This window comes from Pradoshia sp. D12 (assembly GCF_008935075.1).
GTDB lineage: Bacteria > Bacillota > Bacilli > Bacillales > Pradoshiaceae > Pradoshia.
The window spans coordinates 541,143-555,144 of the sequence record NZ_CP044545.1; the positions used below are offsets into that span (position 1 = coordinate 541,143).

Annotated in this window: 14 protein-coding genes; 8 read left to right on the forward strand and 6 right to left on the reverse strand. The window is 37.3% G+C overall.

Annotated elements, in window-relative coordinates; all coding sequences use genetic code 11:
• Nucleotides 1–334: 334 nt before the first annotated feature.
• Entirely contained in the window at nt 335–1,870 is a 1,536-nt protein-coding gene (locus F7984_RS02655; protein WP_140462173.1) for an ABC transporter substrate-binding protein, read from the forward strand.
• A gap of 18 nt (nt 1,871–1,888) precedes the next feature.
• On the opposite strand, the gene F7984_RS02660 is transcribed toward F7984_RS02655, so the two are convergent.
• Nucleotides 1,889–3,400 carry a DHA2 family efflux MFS transporter permease subunit gene (locus F7984_RS02660; RefSeq protein WP_066108113.1) on the reverse strand — a complete coding sequence of 504 codons (1,512 nt, stop codon included), beginning with the start codon at nt 3,398–3,400 and terminating at the stop codon, nt 1,889–1,891.
• A gap of 187 nt (nt 3,401–3,587) precedes the next feature.
• Here F7984_RS02660 and F7984_RS02665 point away from each other — a divergent pair, with 187 nt between their 5' ends.
• The gene (locus F7984_RS02665; protein WP_140462174.1) at nt 3,588–4,481 is read left to right on the forward strand and encodes a TetR/AcrR family transcriptional regulator; all 894 of its coding nucleotides are present in this window, start codon (nt 3,588–3,590) and stop codon (nt 4,479–4,481) included.
• Nucleotides 4,482–4,550: 69 nt separating this feature from the next.
• On the opposite strand, the gene F7984_RS02670 is transcribed toward F7984_RS02665, so the two are convergent.
• Both F7984_RS02670 and F7984_RS02675 read right to left on the reverse strand, forming a co-directional pair.
• A complete protein-coding gene (locus F7984_RS02670; RefSeq protein ID WP_066108107.1) occupies nt 4,551–4,868 on the reverse strand; it encodes a DMT family transporter in 318 nt (105 codons plus the stop codon).
• Between the two features lie 2 nt (nt 4,869–4,870).
• A complete protein-coding gene (locus F7984_RS02675; protein ID WP_066108103.1) occupies nt 4,871–5,212 on the reverse strand; it encodes a DMT family transporter in 342 nt (113 codons plus the stop codon).
• A 147-nt stretch (nt 5,213–5,359) separates the two neighbouring features.
• Between F7984_RS02675 and F7984_RS02680 the strand changes: the two genes are divergently transcribed.
• From F7984_RS02680 to F7984_RS02690, 3 genes are all read left to right on the forward strand, one after another.
• Nucleotides 5,360–6,235, forward strand: a complete 876-nt coding sequence (locus tag F7984_RS02680; protein WP_140462175.1) for a DUF1186 domain-containing protein — start codon at nt 5,360–5,362, stop codon at nt 6,233–6,235.
• Nucleotides 6,236–6,560: 325 nt separating this feature from the next.
• Nucleotides 6,561–7,619, forward strand: a complete 1,059-nt coding sequence (locus F7984_RS02685) for a S66 family peptidase (protein ID WP_225983647.1) — start codon at nt 6,561–6,563, stop codon at nt 7,617–7,619.
• Nucleotides 7,620–7,809: 190 nt separating this feature from the next.
• Nucleotides 7,810–8,553: a class I SAM-dependent methyltransferase gene (locus F7984_RS02690; protein ID WP_140462176.1), complete on the forward strand. Its 744-nt coding sequence runs from the start codon at nt 7,810–7,812 to the stop codon at nt 8,551–8,553.
• A 130-nt stretch (nt 8,554–8,683) separates the two neighbouring features.
• On the opposite strand, the gene F7984_RS02695 is transcribed toward F7984_RS02690, so the two are convergent.
• The gene (locus F7984_RS02695; RefSeq protein ID WP_066108561.1) at nt 8,684–9,166 is read right to left on the reverse strand and encodes a C40 family peptidase; all 483 of its coding nucleotides are present in this window, start codon (nt 9,164–9,166) and stop codon (nt 8,684–8,686) included.
• A gap of 161 nt (nt 9,167–9,327) precedes the next feature.
• Between F7984_RS02695 and F7984_RS02700 the strand changes: the two genes are divergently transcribed.
• Entirely contained in the window at nt 9,328–10,257 is a 930-nt protein-coding gene (locus F7984_RS02700) for an EamA family transporter (protein ID WP_066108095.1), read from the forward strand.
• A gap of 51 nt (nt 10,258–10,308) precedes the next feature.
• Here F7984_RS02700 and F7984_RS02705 read toward each other — a convergent pair whose 3' ends face one another.
• Both F7984_RS02705 and F7984_RS02710 read right to left on the reverse strand, forming a co-directional pair.
• Nucleotides 10,309–10,866 carry an isochorismatase family protein gene (locus tag F7984_RS02705; RefSeq protein WP_066108091.1) on the reverse strand — a complete coding sequence of 186 codons (558 nt, stop codon included), beginning with the start codon at nt 10,864–10,866 and terminating at the stop codon, nt 10,309–10,311.
• Between the two features lie 244 nt (nt 10,867–11,110).
• Complete coding sequence (locus tag F7984_RS02710) at nt 11,111–11,701, reverse strand: undecaprenyl-diphosphatase (RefSeq protein ID WP_140462177.1); 591 nt, start codon at nt 11,699–11,701, stop codon at nt 11,111–11,113.
• 154 nt (nt 11,702–11,855) lie between these two features.
• Here F7984_RS02710 and F7984_RS02715 point away from each other — a divergent pair, with 154 nt between their 5' ends.
• Both F7984_RS02715 and F7984_RS02720 read left to right on the forward strand, forming a co-directional pair.
• Nucleotides 11,856–12,290, forward strand: coding sequence for a helix-hairpin-helix domain-containing protein (locus tag F7984_RS02715; RefSeq protein WP_181162048.1), 435 nt, complete (start codon nt 11,856–11,858; stop codon nt 12,288–12,290).
• 64 nt (nt 12,291–12,354) lie between these two features.
• Nucleotides 12,355–13,482: a PQQ-dependent sugar dehydrogenase gene (locus F7984_RS02720; protein ID WP_140462179.1), complete on the forward strand. Its 1,128-nt coding sequence runs from the start codon at nt 12,355–12,357 to the stop codon at nt 13,480–13,482.
• Nucleotides 13,483–14,002 lie beyond the last annotated feature (520 nt).

The window sequence follows — 14,002 nt, forward strand, 5'->3', positions numbered from 1 at the left end:
GAAGGTCGTTCTGAAAGTGAAAATGTAGTTCCGAACCATTCGGAGGAGAGCTCCGAGAATCAAAAAGAAGATAAAGACGATAGAATCCAAAACATACCTGGCACTTCTTAGACTACTCATATTAGTTAGATAATCAGGTATATTTCATTAGTTATACTGATTTGGATTCTAAGGGGGTAAATAAAAGGAATTTAGAGGAGAGGCAGGTTTCAAAGCCTGTTTCTTTTCTTTTGGATAAATAGAATTAACTAGGGGTGTATGTACATAATACATATTATTATTGTGGCTACTTGGTATCTATTTAAGTAATGCCGTTATCTAACGGGGGATTAAGATGGAGAAAATCATAAAAAGGATCATCATCATAATTTTGATTACCGGATATTTTAATATGGGAGCAGGGATAGGTACAGCTGAAGCCATTCAGGAAGAATTAACGGTTGCGCTGTCTCCGAATGCGATTAAAGGATTTGACCCTTTTCTGTATACACAGGCAAACGGTTCTCCTTTAATTCAAAGTACTTTATTATCCTTTGATAAGGATATGGGAATTACATATGATTTAGCTGATGAATATCAGGTCAGTGAAGATAAAATGACCTGGGAATTTAAAATTAGGGATGATGCATATTTTTCGAATGGGGAACAAGTGAAAGCGAGTGATGTAGCTTTTACCTTTAATACTGCTAAGTACAATGGATGGCAGGATTTATCTTTGTTAAAAGAAGTCAAGGTGATAGATCAATACACTATCCATTTCCGATTGGAGAAACCCTTGTCAACCTTTAGTTATACAGCTGCTCAGCTTGGAATAGTCCCTGAGAATCATTATGATGAATTATTCACATTGAATCCTATTGGTTCAGGTCCTTATATTCTGGAGGATTGGAATGCAGGAGAGCAGGCGGTTTTTGTCAGAAATGAGCAATATTATGGGAAAAAGCCTATCTTTAAAAGGATTATCATTCTTTTCATGAATGAGGAAGAAGCCTATGCAGCGGCGCAAAAGGATCTGGTAGATGTCGCTCAAACATCTCCCGCATTTGCAAATGTCGGCGTAATAGATGGAATGGATATCAATGCTTTTAAAGGTAGTGATCAGTATGGAATCTCCTTTACTGCTGCCCCAACGAAATCGGATGTCTCTGCCAAAGAAACTGGAAACGAGGTAACGAGTGAATGGCCCATCCGCCAGGCAATTAATTTAACAGTTAATCGTGATTACCTCATAAATGAAGTTCTATATGGATATGGAGAAGCAGCCTATCATGATGCTGAGCGGCTTCCATGGGGCCACAAAGATACAGAGGTTAAATATAATAATATCGACAAAGCTAAAGAAATTTTGCAAATTGCGGGATGGATTGATAATGATGAGGATGGTGTATTGGAAAAACAGGGAATAGAAGCGAAGTTTAAGCTTTTATTTTTGGAGTCTGACCCCATAGCGCAGTCCATGGGGACATTACTTATGCAACAATTAGCTGAAATTGGAATCTCAGTAGAAGTGGTTGGTCAGAATGAGAAGGAAATCAATTCAAATAAGTTTAATAATCCGTTAATTATGCGTGTAGGTAATCATAGTCCGATTGATTTGTATCATAGGTTCCATAAAGATAATTCTAAGGTGAATTTACATATATCTGCTGAAGTGAATCAGTTGGTTGAGGGAGTGCTCGCTAGCGGTGATTTTAAAATATGGCAATCAATTCTGAGGCAGACCGCGAAGGATTTACCATGGATATGGTTGGTCCATCCAGATCATTTATACTATACAAAGAAAGGATTAAATTTAGGGGAGCTGGCATTTCAATCAAATGAACAGCCTCTATCTTTGTTAAACAATATAGAAGAATGGACTTGGGAATAATAAGAAAAACCTCTCCTGTTACTGGGAGAGGTCTTGTGTTTTTTGTAAGTTGATTTGTTCGTCTGCTCTCTTTGGTCGTTTAACAAAGAAGGCAAGGATAAGAGCCAATACAGCAATAAATGTCGCTATAAAGAATGCATCGTTAATCCCATCTACTGTTGCTTGAGTATAGATTTGTGCCTCCAATTGAGCTATTTCTTCTGGACTTGGTTGACCGGTAAGCTTACTCATTGCTTTTTCTGCCAATTCTTCCGCATGTATTTTCGTACGTGATGTCATAACGGAAACAAGTAAGGCGGAACCAATTGCACCGGATACTTGATTAAGTGTACTGTTCATAGCTGTACCATGTGGATTTAATCGGGCAGGCAATGAATTCATCCCGTTGGTCATAATCGGCATCATGACCATTGACATACCGAACATACGAACAGAGTACATCACAATTAATGTTCCATAAGTAGTTTCAGTTGTTAATTGACTGAAGAAATAAGTTGTAGCGACTGTGATGGTTAAACCGATTATGGCAAGAATCCGACCGCCAAATTTATCAAATAATTTACCTGTAATTGGTGACATAATTCCCATAATGATTGCACCTGGAAGCATTAATAAACCAGAATCTAATGGGGATATACCACGTATATTTTGCAGGTAAATTGGCATTAAAATCATGGCTGAAAACATCGCCATATTCAAAACAATCGATATAGCTGAAGATAAGGAGAACATTGGATATTTATAGACACGGAAATCGAGCATCGGCTTTTCCAGTTGAAATTGGCGAACAATCAACAAAATCAAGCCAATTACACCTGCAATCAGTGTACCGAATACTTCAACATCATCCCAGCCTTTACTACCCGCCGAGCTGAATCCATATAATAACCCTCCGAATCCGACACTTGAAAAAATAACGGATAATACATCCAATGAAGCGTTACTTTTTTCTTTCTTATCTTTTAATTTAAAAATCGATAGTAGTAAAACAATAACGGCAAACGGGATGATCATATAGAACAGATATCTCCATTCATAATGTTCAATAATCCACCCTGATAATGTAGGACCAATTGCAGGGGCAAAAATCATAACAAGCCCTAAAATCCCCATCGCACCACCACGTTTTTCAATTGGGAAGCTCGTTAAAAGAACATTCATTAAGAGGGGCATCATAATGGCAGAGCCTGCTGCTTGAATCATTCTTCCAACCAATAATAATGCGAAGCTCGGTGCAAATCCGGAAAAGATTGTTCCGATTGTAAATAGAATCATCGCGGTTATAAATAAGTGTCTAACCGAGAACTTCTGAATTAAAAACGCTGTTGATGGAATGATAATTCCGTTTATCAGCATATAACCTGTTGCGAGCCACTGAATCGTTGTTGGCTCAACTTTAAAATCCGCCATCATGGACGGAAGGGCAACATTCAATAATGTTGAATTCAATATAGATACAAATGCACCGGCTAAAAGAATGGCTATAATCCCATAATTGGGACGCATTTGTTGTCTTTCTGTTGCTGTCATGTACTTCTCTCCTTTTGATTTATACTATATGTTTAATTATTAGACTCATAATTCATGTTGATTATATTACTCTCTTTCTTTTCGTTTAGCAATTAAAATAATTTAGAATATATAAATTTGTATTTACCCTAAAAATAAGCTAATATACACTCAAATAACTGAAGTCATAGGAATGGATTGAGTTGTTATGAACGTAAGAAAAAAGCAAGTTATCAGCCATGCAAAGAAACTTTTCATTGGAAAGGGATATAGAAATACGTCTATTCAAGAAATTATTGAAGATAGCGGGATCTCCAGAGGAACATTTTATAATTATTTTCCTTCTAAAAGTGAACTTTTCAAAGCTGTATACGATTCCTTCCTTGAAGAGTATCACCAACAGCGAGATGAATTAATTATTGGGAGGGATCTCAGTAATATAGACATCTTTATAGAGCAACTTTATGTACAAAGGAAATCACATTCGCATAATCAATTATTTGCCCTTATTGAAGATGTAATGGTATCTAATGATATTGAACTAAAAGATTATTTGAAACAAACGAGATGGTTATATTTAAATTGGATTCACAAACGCCTTGTCGATATTTTTGGGGTGGAGAAGAAACCGTATTTGTTAGATTGTGCAATTATTCTATCCGCCATGGTCCAACACCACATGCATTTTTATAGTATTGCAAAAGGAGATCTTGATGCGAAAAAAGCAATTCGTTATTATTTAGATCGCATAAAGGTGATTGTTGATGATGTAAGTAAGAATGATGTTGTTTTAATAGAACCGGAAGTGTTAACTATGTTTATTCCGGAGGGTCCAAAAGGAAACAGGGATTTTTGCTACGATTTAATCCAATCCGTTAACCAACTAAAGACTTACCTTGAACAAGAGGTTGTTGATGCTGAGTTTCGTGCGGAAAAGCTACAAATAATCGAATTCCTGCAAGATGAACTATTGCATAATAAAGAGCCGCGACATTACTTAGTTAAAAATATGATTGCTTCATTAAATCATGATTCTATCTTGAGGGGTACTTCCTGCTATGGAAGGTTTAGAGAAATCATCATGGAATGGTTGAATAAATAATAGAAGAGCCATGTTAGCAAGTAGTTTGCCATAGCATGGCTCTTTTTGGGCGAGTCATTTTGTTATGGGCTATTTTGATACAAATTTAAGACCAATGGCAGAGATTAAAATGAGTAATATGAAAATAATTCGTTTTAAGCTTTTCGCTTCTCCAAATAAAAGCATGCCAATTAATGCTCCTCCACTGGCACCAATACCAGTCCATACAGCATAGGCAGTACCCATGGGAAGTGTCTTCATTGCGAATGATAGACAGAAAAAGCTCCCCGAAAAACCGACAATCAAAAGAAGCAGAGATAAGAGATCCCTATTTTTATTCAATCTATTAATCATGCCGACCCCAAATATTTCTAAAAATCCAGCGATAACCAGTGCAAACCAGGCCATTATTAGTTAGCCTCCTTTTTGGAGGTGTCTTCATCAGTCACTATTTTTAAACCAATCACACCTATTAATAAGAGAAGAATTAATGCTATTTTCTCTATTTTTAACGGTTCATCAAAGAAGAGAATCTCCGCAATAACCGTTCCAGCTGTTCCCAATCCGACAAAGACAGCGTATACCGTCCCAACCGGCAGGTAGCGGCTTGCATCAATCATCATATAAAAGCTGATACAGATTGCAGCAAGTGTAATCAGCCACATCCATATACTGTCTGCATTTTTAAGACCGCTTACCCAGATGATTTCAAAGAAGGCCCCTATAATAACCTTTAACCAATGTCTGTTCATCAAAACAACTCCCTAGTGATATAACAATATAGCAGATTGTTTGTACTGTTGTTCATTTTAGCAATTATAAAATTGGTTTGCGAGTAGAAGAATCGAGAAAGAGTTTGATAAACTAATTATATAAGAAAGGTACGGGGGTGAAATAAGATGGATGATCCAACTATTTCGACCAAGGAATTAGTAAAAAAAATTCGCTATATAGACGACACCTATCCGAAAGAGGAACTTGATCTTCTATTGATTCGTGAGGATGCTATTCCTGAACTATTGAGTATATTAGATTTGGTTCGCAAGGAACCAGAATTGTTTCTTAGTGAACCTGATCGAATTGACCATATTTATGCAGCTGTTTTGTTGGGACAGTTAAACATCAGAGAAGCATTTTATCCATTTTTACAAACATTAAAATTACCGGATGATAATGCATTGGAATTATATGATGATTACCTGGTTACAACGGCTGGCCGTATACTTGCTGATACATATCCCGGTGAAATAGTTATGGATGGAAATATCCCTTCCATGCCGGATTTGGATGCATTATTTGATTTAATTGATGATCAATCTTTGGATGAGTGTATTCGTGCTACTGGAATTCAAGCAATTACATCCCTTGTCCTGCAAAAACGTATATCAAGGGAAATGGTTGAATATTACTTTCATGATCTACTGCAGGGGGATTTGGTAGATGAATCAGGTTATATGTATACCATTCTAATTGATTCATGTATGGTATTAAATTTCCGAGATTTATATGATGATATCGCAGAGGTTTTTGCCCAAAAGAAAGTGAATGCCCTTGATATGTCGCTCGATGATGTGGAGGAGCAATTTAGGAACTATGATCCGTTATATGCAGATGATTGCCGGCCCATTACAAATGTTCATGAAGAGTTCACTTGGTGGGCTGGTCATTATCAACCCGGAAATTCACAGGCTTCCAGAAGCATAAAAGTGGGCAGAAATGATTCATGCCCATGCGGAAGCGGGAAAAAGTATAAGAAATGCTGTGGGAAATCTTGATTTATACACTTTATGGGTTTTAGCCCCCGTATGTACAAGTTGGGTTTGTGTACATATGGGGGTATTTTGTATGCGTTAAAAGGGAACTTACTCTACGATTTTGATGGAAGATTAAAGGAGCTATTTACTATAATGCTGTTTCAGGTCTTTGAGAGTTAATATTGTACAATTATTGTAATTTTTCAGAGTTTCAATACGTTCGTCACACTTTATTCCTACATTTAAGCTTATAGGAAAATGGAAGGTTACTATTAGAAATATAATAAATAAACAATTATTTATATATTTGGGATTTTTTATAATATAATTCAACTAAGCTAAAGAAATGTTAGAGAAAGTGGTGGATGAGATGGATTTGAAGAAGTCAGATCGACTAAGTAGCGGTGACAGGATAGCTACTGCCAGTTTTTCTTGGGGTGGGGCAGGAGATCCAGATATTCGCTGGCGTTATCAGATAGGGAAAAAACGGTTGGAGGAGTTTGGTTTAGAAGTTATTGAGCTGCCTCATACATTAAAGGGATCAGAGTATGTATATAATCATCCAGAAGAACGGGCACGCGATTTGATGGATGCCTTTCAAAATCCATCGATTAAGGGGATATTCTCTTGTATTGGCGGAGATGACAGCATTCGAATGCTGCCATACATTGATTATGAGGTAATCAAAAATAATCCAAAGATTTTCCTTGGCTATTCTGACTCTACCGTCACGCATTTTATTTGTTATAAGGCAGGGGTAATGAGTTATTATGGTCCTTCGATTCTGGCTGAATTTGCAGAGAATGTAGAGGCTTTTGATTATACGAATCATTGGGTGAAACGGGTTTTATTTTCTGGTGAACCTATTGGCGAAGTTGGACCGCCATCTGAATGGACAAGTGAATTTATCCCTTGGGAAAAGCAAAACTGGACACGTAAAAGAAAAACATCACCGCATAGCGGTTATGAGTTATTACAGGGAGAGGGAATACATAAGGGGAAATTATTAGGAGGATGCATGGATGTGCTGGAAATGCTTAAAGGGACTGTAGTGTGGCCTGCAATTGATGAATGGAAGGATAAACTGATATTTTTTGAGACATCAGAAGTGAAAGTGAGTCCGGATCTGTTTCTTGGATGGCTGCGAAATTACGCGGCGCAGGGAATTCTGCAAAATGCTAAGGGTTTATTATTTTCCAAGCCATATGATGATTGTTATTACGATGAGTATAAGGAAGCAATCCTTAGTGTGGTACGGGATGAGCTAAAGTTAACGGATTTGCCGATTCTATATAATATGAGTTTTGGACATACGGCTCCAATGAGTATTATTCCTCTCGGGGCTATGGCTGAATTGGATTGTGAAAGAAAAACATTTAGCATACTTGAAGCGGGTGTGAATTAAGGTTCGAGGTTTACACACTCCCGAAGCAGGGACTATGAAGGTAACTAAAGCTGAAATAGGAGTTTTAGAGGTCAATCTTCTAAGAAGGGGGAGGTTGAGTAGCCTTCCTTTTAATATTCCATAGCTCTTCATTGAAAGCAGATAAATATGCCATTAGAGGGTAGGTTAAGAACTTCATAGGGGGAAATGTATGGAATATAGGGGACCTAGTGTTTATGATCAGGAAGATTTTTTTTTGGATTATATGAAAAGAAGAAGTAGGAAAGATAGTCCCAATAATGCTATTGAAACTCCAATCATGTATGAGCTAATACAAGATTTTCAAAATAAAGATATACTAGATTTGGGCTGCGGTGACGCTTCCTTCGGCAAAGATTTAGTAGAACGCGGTGCAGCGTCCTACAGTGGAATAGAAGGCTCTGAACAAATGGTGGAAGCAGCTAAGAGGAACCTATCACAAGTGAATGGAAGCGTGCATCTTCATACGATGGAATCATATACATACGGAGAAGAAAAGTTTGACATTGTAACTTCCAGATTTGCAATCCATTATGTAGCTGATATTGATGCTTTGTTTCAAAATATCGATTTGTCTTTAAAAGAGGAAGGTAAGTTTGTTTTCAGTGTTCAGCATCCTCTTACGACCGCATCTTTTAATAGTAAAAAAAAAGGTGATAGACGTGAAAATTGGATTGTGGATGACTATTTCCTGGAGGGGGAAAGAAAAGAACCTTGGATTGAACAAATCGTGGTGAAATATCATCGAACAGTCGAACAGTATTTTAGAGCGCTTATCAGTTCTGGATTTTCAGTGGTTGATTTGCGAGAAGGTACACCTGTGCGTGATAACTTTACCGATGAGAAAGAATATAAAAGAAGGCTTAGAATTCCAGTTGTGCTGGCATTTTCGTGTATAAAAAATAAAAACGTATGAAACAGAACACCTGGCTGATGTGGGTGAAATTGTACTGAGTGGTTCAGTCTATAAGTGTATAGAGGTTGATCAAAAGTAAAAACTCTTTTTCTCTAAAGAAAAAGAGTTTTTACTTCGCTAATCCAATTCTTTAATTAACTACTCGTTTTGCTCCTACATAACGTTTCTTCCAATAATCGAGATTCATATCTTGTGTTTTAACTCCTTTTGATGTAGCGCCAATGAATTTATTATTGCCGATATAAATGGCAACAAATGATACCTTTTTCCCGTCCGTTTTATAAAATACTAGATCCCCGGCTTTTAATTTGTTTTTGGCAACGGAAGTACCTGTTTTATATTGATCGGCACTGGTACGTGGTAATTTTTTTGCAACGCTTTTTGAGAATACATACTGTGTGAAACCGGAGGCATCGGACCCTTTTGGTGTTGTTCCGCCCCATTTATATGGACTGTTCGTTATTTTTTTTGAATAAGCAACCGCCTTTTGACTTTTAGACTGTGCTGCATCAGCATGCATTGGGCTGAAGAAAGTTGAAAAGAGTAGAAGAACGGCTGTTACGACGGCAAACAGAATAGAGGATTTTCTTGCATGTAAAGCTAACGTTAACATCCCTGCTTTCAAAGATTTTTTTGACACAAGGATATCTTATTATTGAGCAGAGCATTTTATGATTCAAATATTACTTTCTTACCTTCCTGCTTAACCTCCCCTTTTTTGTGAAAATAAAAGTATAATAGCACTGTAAACTATGAAATATATGAGGGAACAGCATGATTTTATTGAAAAATACAAGAGTTAAAGGAATTTTACTGGTATTAACTGCCGGTATATTATGGGGAGTATGCGGAACAGTAGCGCAGTATTTATTTCATTATGCCGGATTTACCCCGGAATGGGTTGTGGGTATTCGCTTGCTTGTATCTGGGGTGGTTCTCTTGATTCTAGCCTCTTTAAAAGTAAAGAGTAGGATAGGTGCTATTTGGAAGGACAGGAAAGACGCAATAAGTCTTTTATTGTTCAGCATTTTAGGTTTATTGGCTGTGCAATACACATTTTTTATGGCTATCAATTATTCCAATGCGGCTACAGCCACCGTTTTACAGTACTTAACACCCGTTATCATTACCTGTTATTTTGCCTTAATTTCAAAAAGGTTGCCTACAAATAAAGAAATCCTTGTTGTAGGTTTGGCCATATTAGGGACATTTTTGATTGCAACTAAAGGAAATATGCATAGTTTATCCATTTCGGTTAGTGCTTTGATGTGGGGAATTGGTTCGGCATTCGCTCTGGCATTTTATACTTTGCTTCCGCGTAAGCTGCTTCCTAAATGGGGTTCAACTCTCGTTTTAGGCTGGGCAATGCTAATAGGAGGAATTTGCTTTTCATTTTATAATCCTCCATGGGAGTTTCAGGGAGATTGGAGCTTTTATGCAATACTTGCTGTTATTTTTGTGATTATATTTGGTACGATTGTTCCGTTTATATGCTATTTGGAAAGTATGAAATATATTCGAGCTACAGAGGTAAGTGTGCTGGCATCTGTGGAACCAGTTGCTGCAGCGGTTGTATCCATACTTTGGCTGCATGTTACGTTTGGAATAGCCGAGTGGCTTGGTACAATCTGTATTATCAGTACCGTCTTCATTTTAGCCCTTTTTGATAAACCGGCAGGGAAGAAATCCAGTGATAATCATTGAGTAAAACAAACAGGATCCCAATTTGTTTAAGAATTGGGATCCTGTTGCTGTTTATCGGTACGAATCATGGCTGGGATGAAATAAATGATCTTCCGCGTTTCTTACAATAGAAAAATGTTCTATATTGTAATGGCCATGAAGTGTTTTATTATGATGGTTTATGATTTGTTCCGGGCTTAAAATGTCATTGCCGATTGTGGAATGTCCATCACCAACTAAAGTGACATCGAAGCCATTAATAGTAGCGGTTCTGACTGCACTATCAATACAATGCTGTGTTTCGCAGCCCATTATAACAATATGATTAATTTCATTAGATTTTAAATAATTTAATAGTCCAGTTCCGTGAAAGGAATTCGTTGCTGCTTTGTCAAAGAATTTTGTTTCCACAGGTAGATGAATTTCATCATGAACTTGAAATCCTTTCCCTTTACCTCCGGCTATATCAAGATCTCTTACACAAACTATCGTGGCATTTGCCTCTTTTGCCTTTTTAATTACTAAATTAATATTTTGAATAAGCTGTTCTTTTTTAAAAACAGCCCTCATGTCTTGATTCCCATCTATTAGTTCCTGTTGTGCATCAATAATTAATAATAGTTGATTCAACTGATTTTCCCCTTTCTAATTTGGGGAAGCGCTCTTTTATGTAGCTGTATTCCCCTTGGTTTTTTTTGAGTTGTGATATAGTCCCATATTCATATAATTAACCTCCTTGATAATATAGTGCCTAAAAATTAATAAATGTAATTTTCAGACAATTAAACCTTAACATAGCTTCTTTTAAAAAGATACGCAAAAATAAAAAAGCCACCGATCTAGTCGGCGGCTGTATTGCTGTAATGAACGTTGATTAAATACTTTTATTTCGGTTAAACAGATAGCTTTCGCCCTTTTCGTATAGAGCGATGGATTGTCTAATCCATTTTTGTTTAGGAATAATTTTGTGAACGAGCAAAGCCGCACCTATTCCAAGAAGGGCACCTACTAAAATATCAACGGGGTAATGGACTCCTACATAGATTCGGGAAATAGAAAGAAGGAGTGCAAGTGCTGTCCATAAATACCAAAATCGTTTACGAAAGAGAGCAATGGTTATACAAACTGAGAAGAATACAATTGTATGATCACTCGGAAAAGAATTTCCAACCTCTTTTTCAATTAACTTGTTTACATCGGACCAAACGGCAAATGGCTGATGATGTGAATAAATCATACCAATTAACTTGCCCGTTACTTCGGCGATAAAAAAAGCAATAACAGCACTGACAACCATTAATTTATTTCTAGTATTACGAGTTAGCCAGTAAAACAACAGAACCAGTATTAAGCAGTATACTGTATATTCAGCAAAAAAAATAAAAAGTGGATTGATGTCCGGATACTCTTTACCAATGTCATTGACTGCACGAAATAATGTGATATTTGCTTCAGAATTAGTCATTTTTTCATTTCCTCCCAAGTTATTCTATTATGGATAATTTACTTAAATATTTCAAGAGATTCTATATAGTATTTGTATTCTAGACGATATCGTTTAGCTGTATGAAAGGATTATGATAAAATTTAACAAAACTAAGAATAAGAGGAGGCTAAAAATGAAACTGCCTTTATCGGGGACGGAACGGAGTAATCTTCGTAAAAACAGGGTTCGAATAGACCAAATACCAACGAAAACAACAGAGGAATTAAAAACCATACTGAATTGTTCTGCAGATCGGGCTAAGGAGTTAAAAGGTCTGTTAGACTTTCAGCAAATCCCTTCAATCGGGCTGGGTGCATCTAAAATGATGGTACAAGTACTGGGATTCTATTCTGTAAACGACGTTAGAAATGAAAATCCTGCAGAATTATTCGACCGCTATGAAGAATTGGTTGGATGCCGTGTCGATCCATGTGTGGAAGATCAAATCCGCTGTATTGTTTATCATGCCAATGAATTGAATTGTGTGTTAGTATGGTCTGATTTTACGGACGAGCGGAAGGCATATCGAAATACGCAGGGATATCCTCCTACTCGCCCTGAGAAGTAGTAATCCCCTTGTATGCCCTCTTTAGAAGAATCATTGAAAAAGCCCATATAAATAGGAGGCCAATATGAAAAAAATATTTCGCTTGTTACCCCCCTTTTTGATTATGATGGCTCTGCTTGGTTGTTCAAAGGAAGAGAAAAATGACACGGTTGTTAAACAGACTGAGACAGATGAAAAGCAGCCATATGAGATAGAAGTCGTTGCTGAAGGTCTCAATGTACCATGGGAAATGGTTATAGCCGATGATGGACGAATATTTTTTACGGAACGGCCTGGCCAAATAAGAGAAATCCGTAATGGGAAAGTAAGGGAAGAACCTCTCCTGTCTTTGCCAGCGCCTTTTATCAGTGAAGGGGAGGGAGGATTACTTGGACTGGCACTGGATCCTGAATTCCAAACGAATCATTTTATGTATACGTATCACTCCTATGAAGATAATGGTGAAATCAAAAATCGTATTCTTCGTCTTGTAGTAGGTGACAATCAAGCAAGGATTGATAAAGTGATCCTTGATGGAATTGTTGGAGATACAAATCATAATGGTGGGAGAATTATGATTGGACCAGACGGGATGCTTTATATTACAGCAGGAGATCGGTATGAACCTGACTTAGCCCAGGATAAGACAAGTATGGGCGGTAAAATTTTTAGAATCCATCTTGATGGTTCCATTCCGGATGATAATCCAATTGAGGGGTCGCCTGTCTATAGCTACGGGCATCGCAATCCGCAGGGACTTGCCTGGCATCTTGTTACAGGAGATTTATTCAGTTCGGAACATGGTCAATCAGCACATGACGAAATTAATTTGATTGAAGCAGGGAAAAACTATGGATGGCCAATAATTCAGGGGGATGAAGCAAAAGAGGGAATGGAAACGCCGATTGCTCATAGCGCAACTGAAACATGGGCCCCGTCGGGAATGACATTTGTCTCGAAGGGTGAATGGAAAAACCAATTGCTGATTGCCAATCTGCGTGGCGTGCAGGTTCTTAAGGTAGAGCTTGATGAATCCGGAAAACAGGTGAAAAGCATAGAATCGCTCTTTAAAGATCAGTATGGGCGCATCAGGAATATCATCGAAGCGCCGGATGGAACCTTATATATGATGACGAATAATAGGGATGGCAGGGGGAATCCATCAGACAAGGATGACCGCATCATCAGGTTGATTCCTAAAACGGGTATTTGACTAATCTATACGAATATGGAAAAAGTGAAGATCCTAAGTCAGGAGACCTACCATTCTTTTTTAACACTACAACACCTACGTGGAGATAGGGAGGTGTGAAAAGTAGTAAACCTAAGTTTTAGGGAACGTTTTTTAAGCATTTCTATCTTTTTAGTAGAAGAGGATAGAAATGCTTTTTAGTTTGGGCTTTTTTAGATAGGGGGACTAGCATGTTAAACAGTATTTGGGATATCCGAGAATCGGAGAACCAAGATTTAAGATTAGCACTTCATATTTAAGAAATCATTCTAAAAATGAAGTGTTTTTTGCATTAAAATAGATAAAAAGGAGAGATGGAGAGGGAGTTGAGATGCATCCCACGCTGTCCGGTCTCTTGGTCAATTAAAGACTGATAGAGTACGAGGACATGTTGATTCATAGAATCCAGCTGTTTCAGCACTTTGTTCGATGAAGAAAATTCACTTTTAACATAGAACAGTGAACCTAAGTTTAAATATATCCAGATAAATCCAATTGATAA

What these genes read in the sequence shown, in the direction of transcription:
- F7984_RS02720 (WP_140462179.1), top strand. Translation starts at nt 12,355, where the DNA reads ATGAAAAAAATATTTCGCTTGTTACCCCCCTTTTTGATTATGATGGCT.
- F7984_RS02700 (WP_066108095.1), top strand. Translation starts at nt 9,328, where the DNA reads ATGATTTTATTGAAAAATACAAGAGTTAAAGGAATTTTACTGGTATTA.
- F7984_RS02710 (WP_140462177.1), bottom strand. Translation starts at nt 11,701, where the DNA reads ATGACTAATTCTGAAGCAAATATCACATTATTTCGTGCAGTCAATGAC.
- F7984_RS02690 (WP_140462176.1), top strand. Translation starts at nt 7,810, where the DNA reads ATGGAATATAGGGGACCTAGTGTTTATGATCAGGAAGATTTTTTTTTG.
- F7984_RS02715 (WP_181162048.1), top strand. Translation starts at nt 11,856, where the DNA reads ATGAAACTGCCTTTATCGGGGACGGAACGGAGTAATCTTCGTAAAAAC.
- F7984_RS02665 (WP_140462174.1), top strand. Translation starts at nt 3,588, where the DNA reads ATGAACGTAAGAAAAAAGCAAGTTATCAGCCATGCAAAGAAACTTTTC.
- F7984_RS02660 (WP_066108113.1), bottom strand. Translation starts at nt 3,400, where the DNA reads ATGACAGCAACAGAAAGACAACAAATGCGTCCCAATTATGGGATTATA.
- F7984_RS02695 (WP_066108561.1), bottom strand. Translation starts at nt 9,166, where the DNA reads ATGTTAACGTTAGCTTTACATGCAAGAAAATCCTCTATTCTGTTTGCC.
- F7984_RS02675 (WP_066108103.1), bottom strand. Translation starts at nt 5,212, where the DNA reads ATGAACAGACATTGGTTAAAGGTTATTATAGGGGCCTTCTTTGAAATC.
- F7984_RS02670 (WP_066108107.1), bottom strand. Translation starts at nt 4,868, where the DNA reads ATGGCCTGGTTTGCACTGGTTATCGCTGGATTTTTAGAAATATTTGGG.
- F7984_RS02685 (WP_225983647.1), top strand. Translation starts at nt 6,561, where the DNA reads ATGTTAGAGAAAGTGGTGGATGAGATGGATTTGAAGAAGTCAGATCGA.
- F7984_RS02680 (WP_140462175.1), top strand. Translation starts at nt 5,360, where the DNA reads ATGGATGATCCAACTATTTCGACCAAGGAATTAGTAAAAAAAATTCGC.
- F7984_RS02655 (WP_140462173.1), top strand. Translation starts at nt 335, where the DNA reads ATGGAGAAAATCATAAAAAGGATCATCATCATAATTTTGATTACCGGA.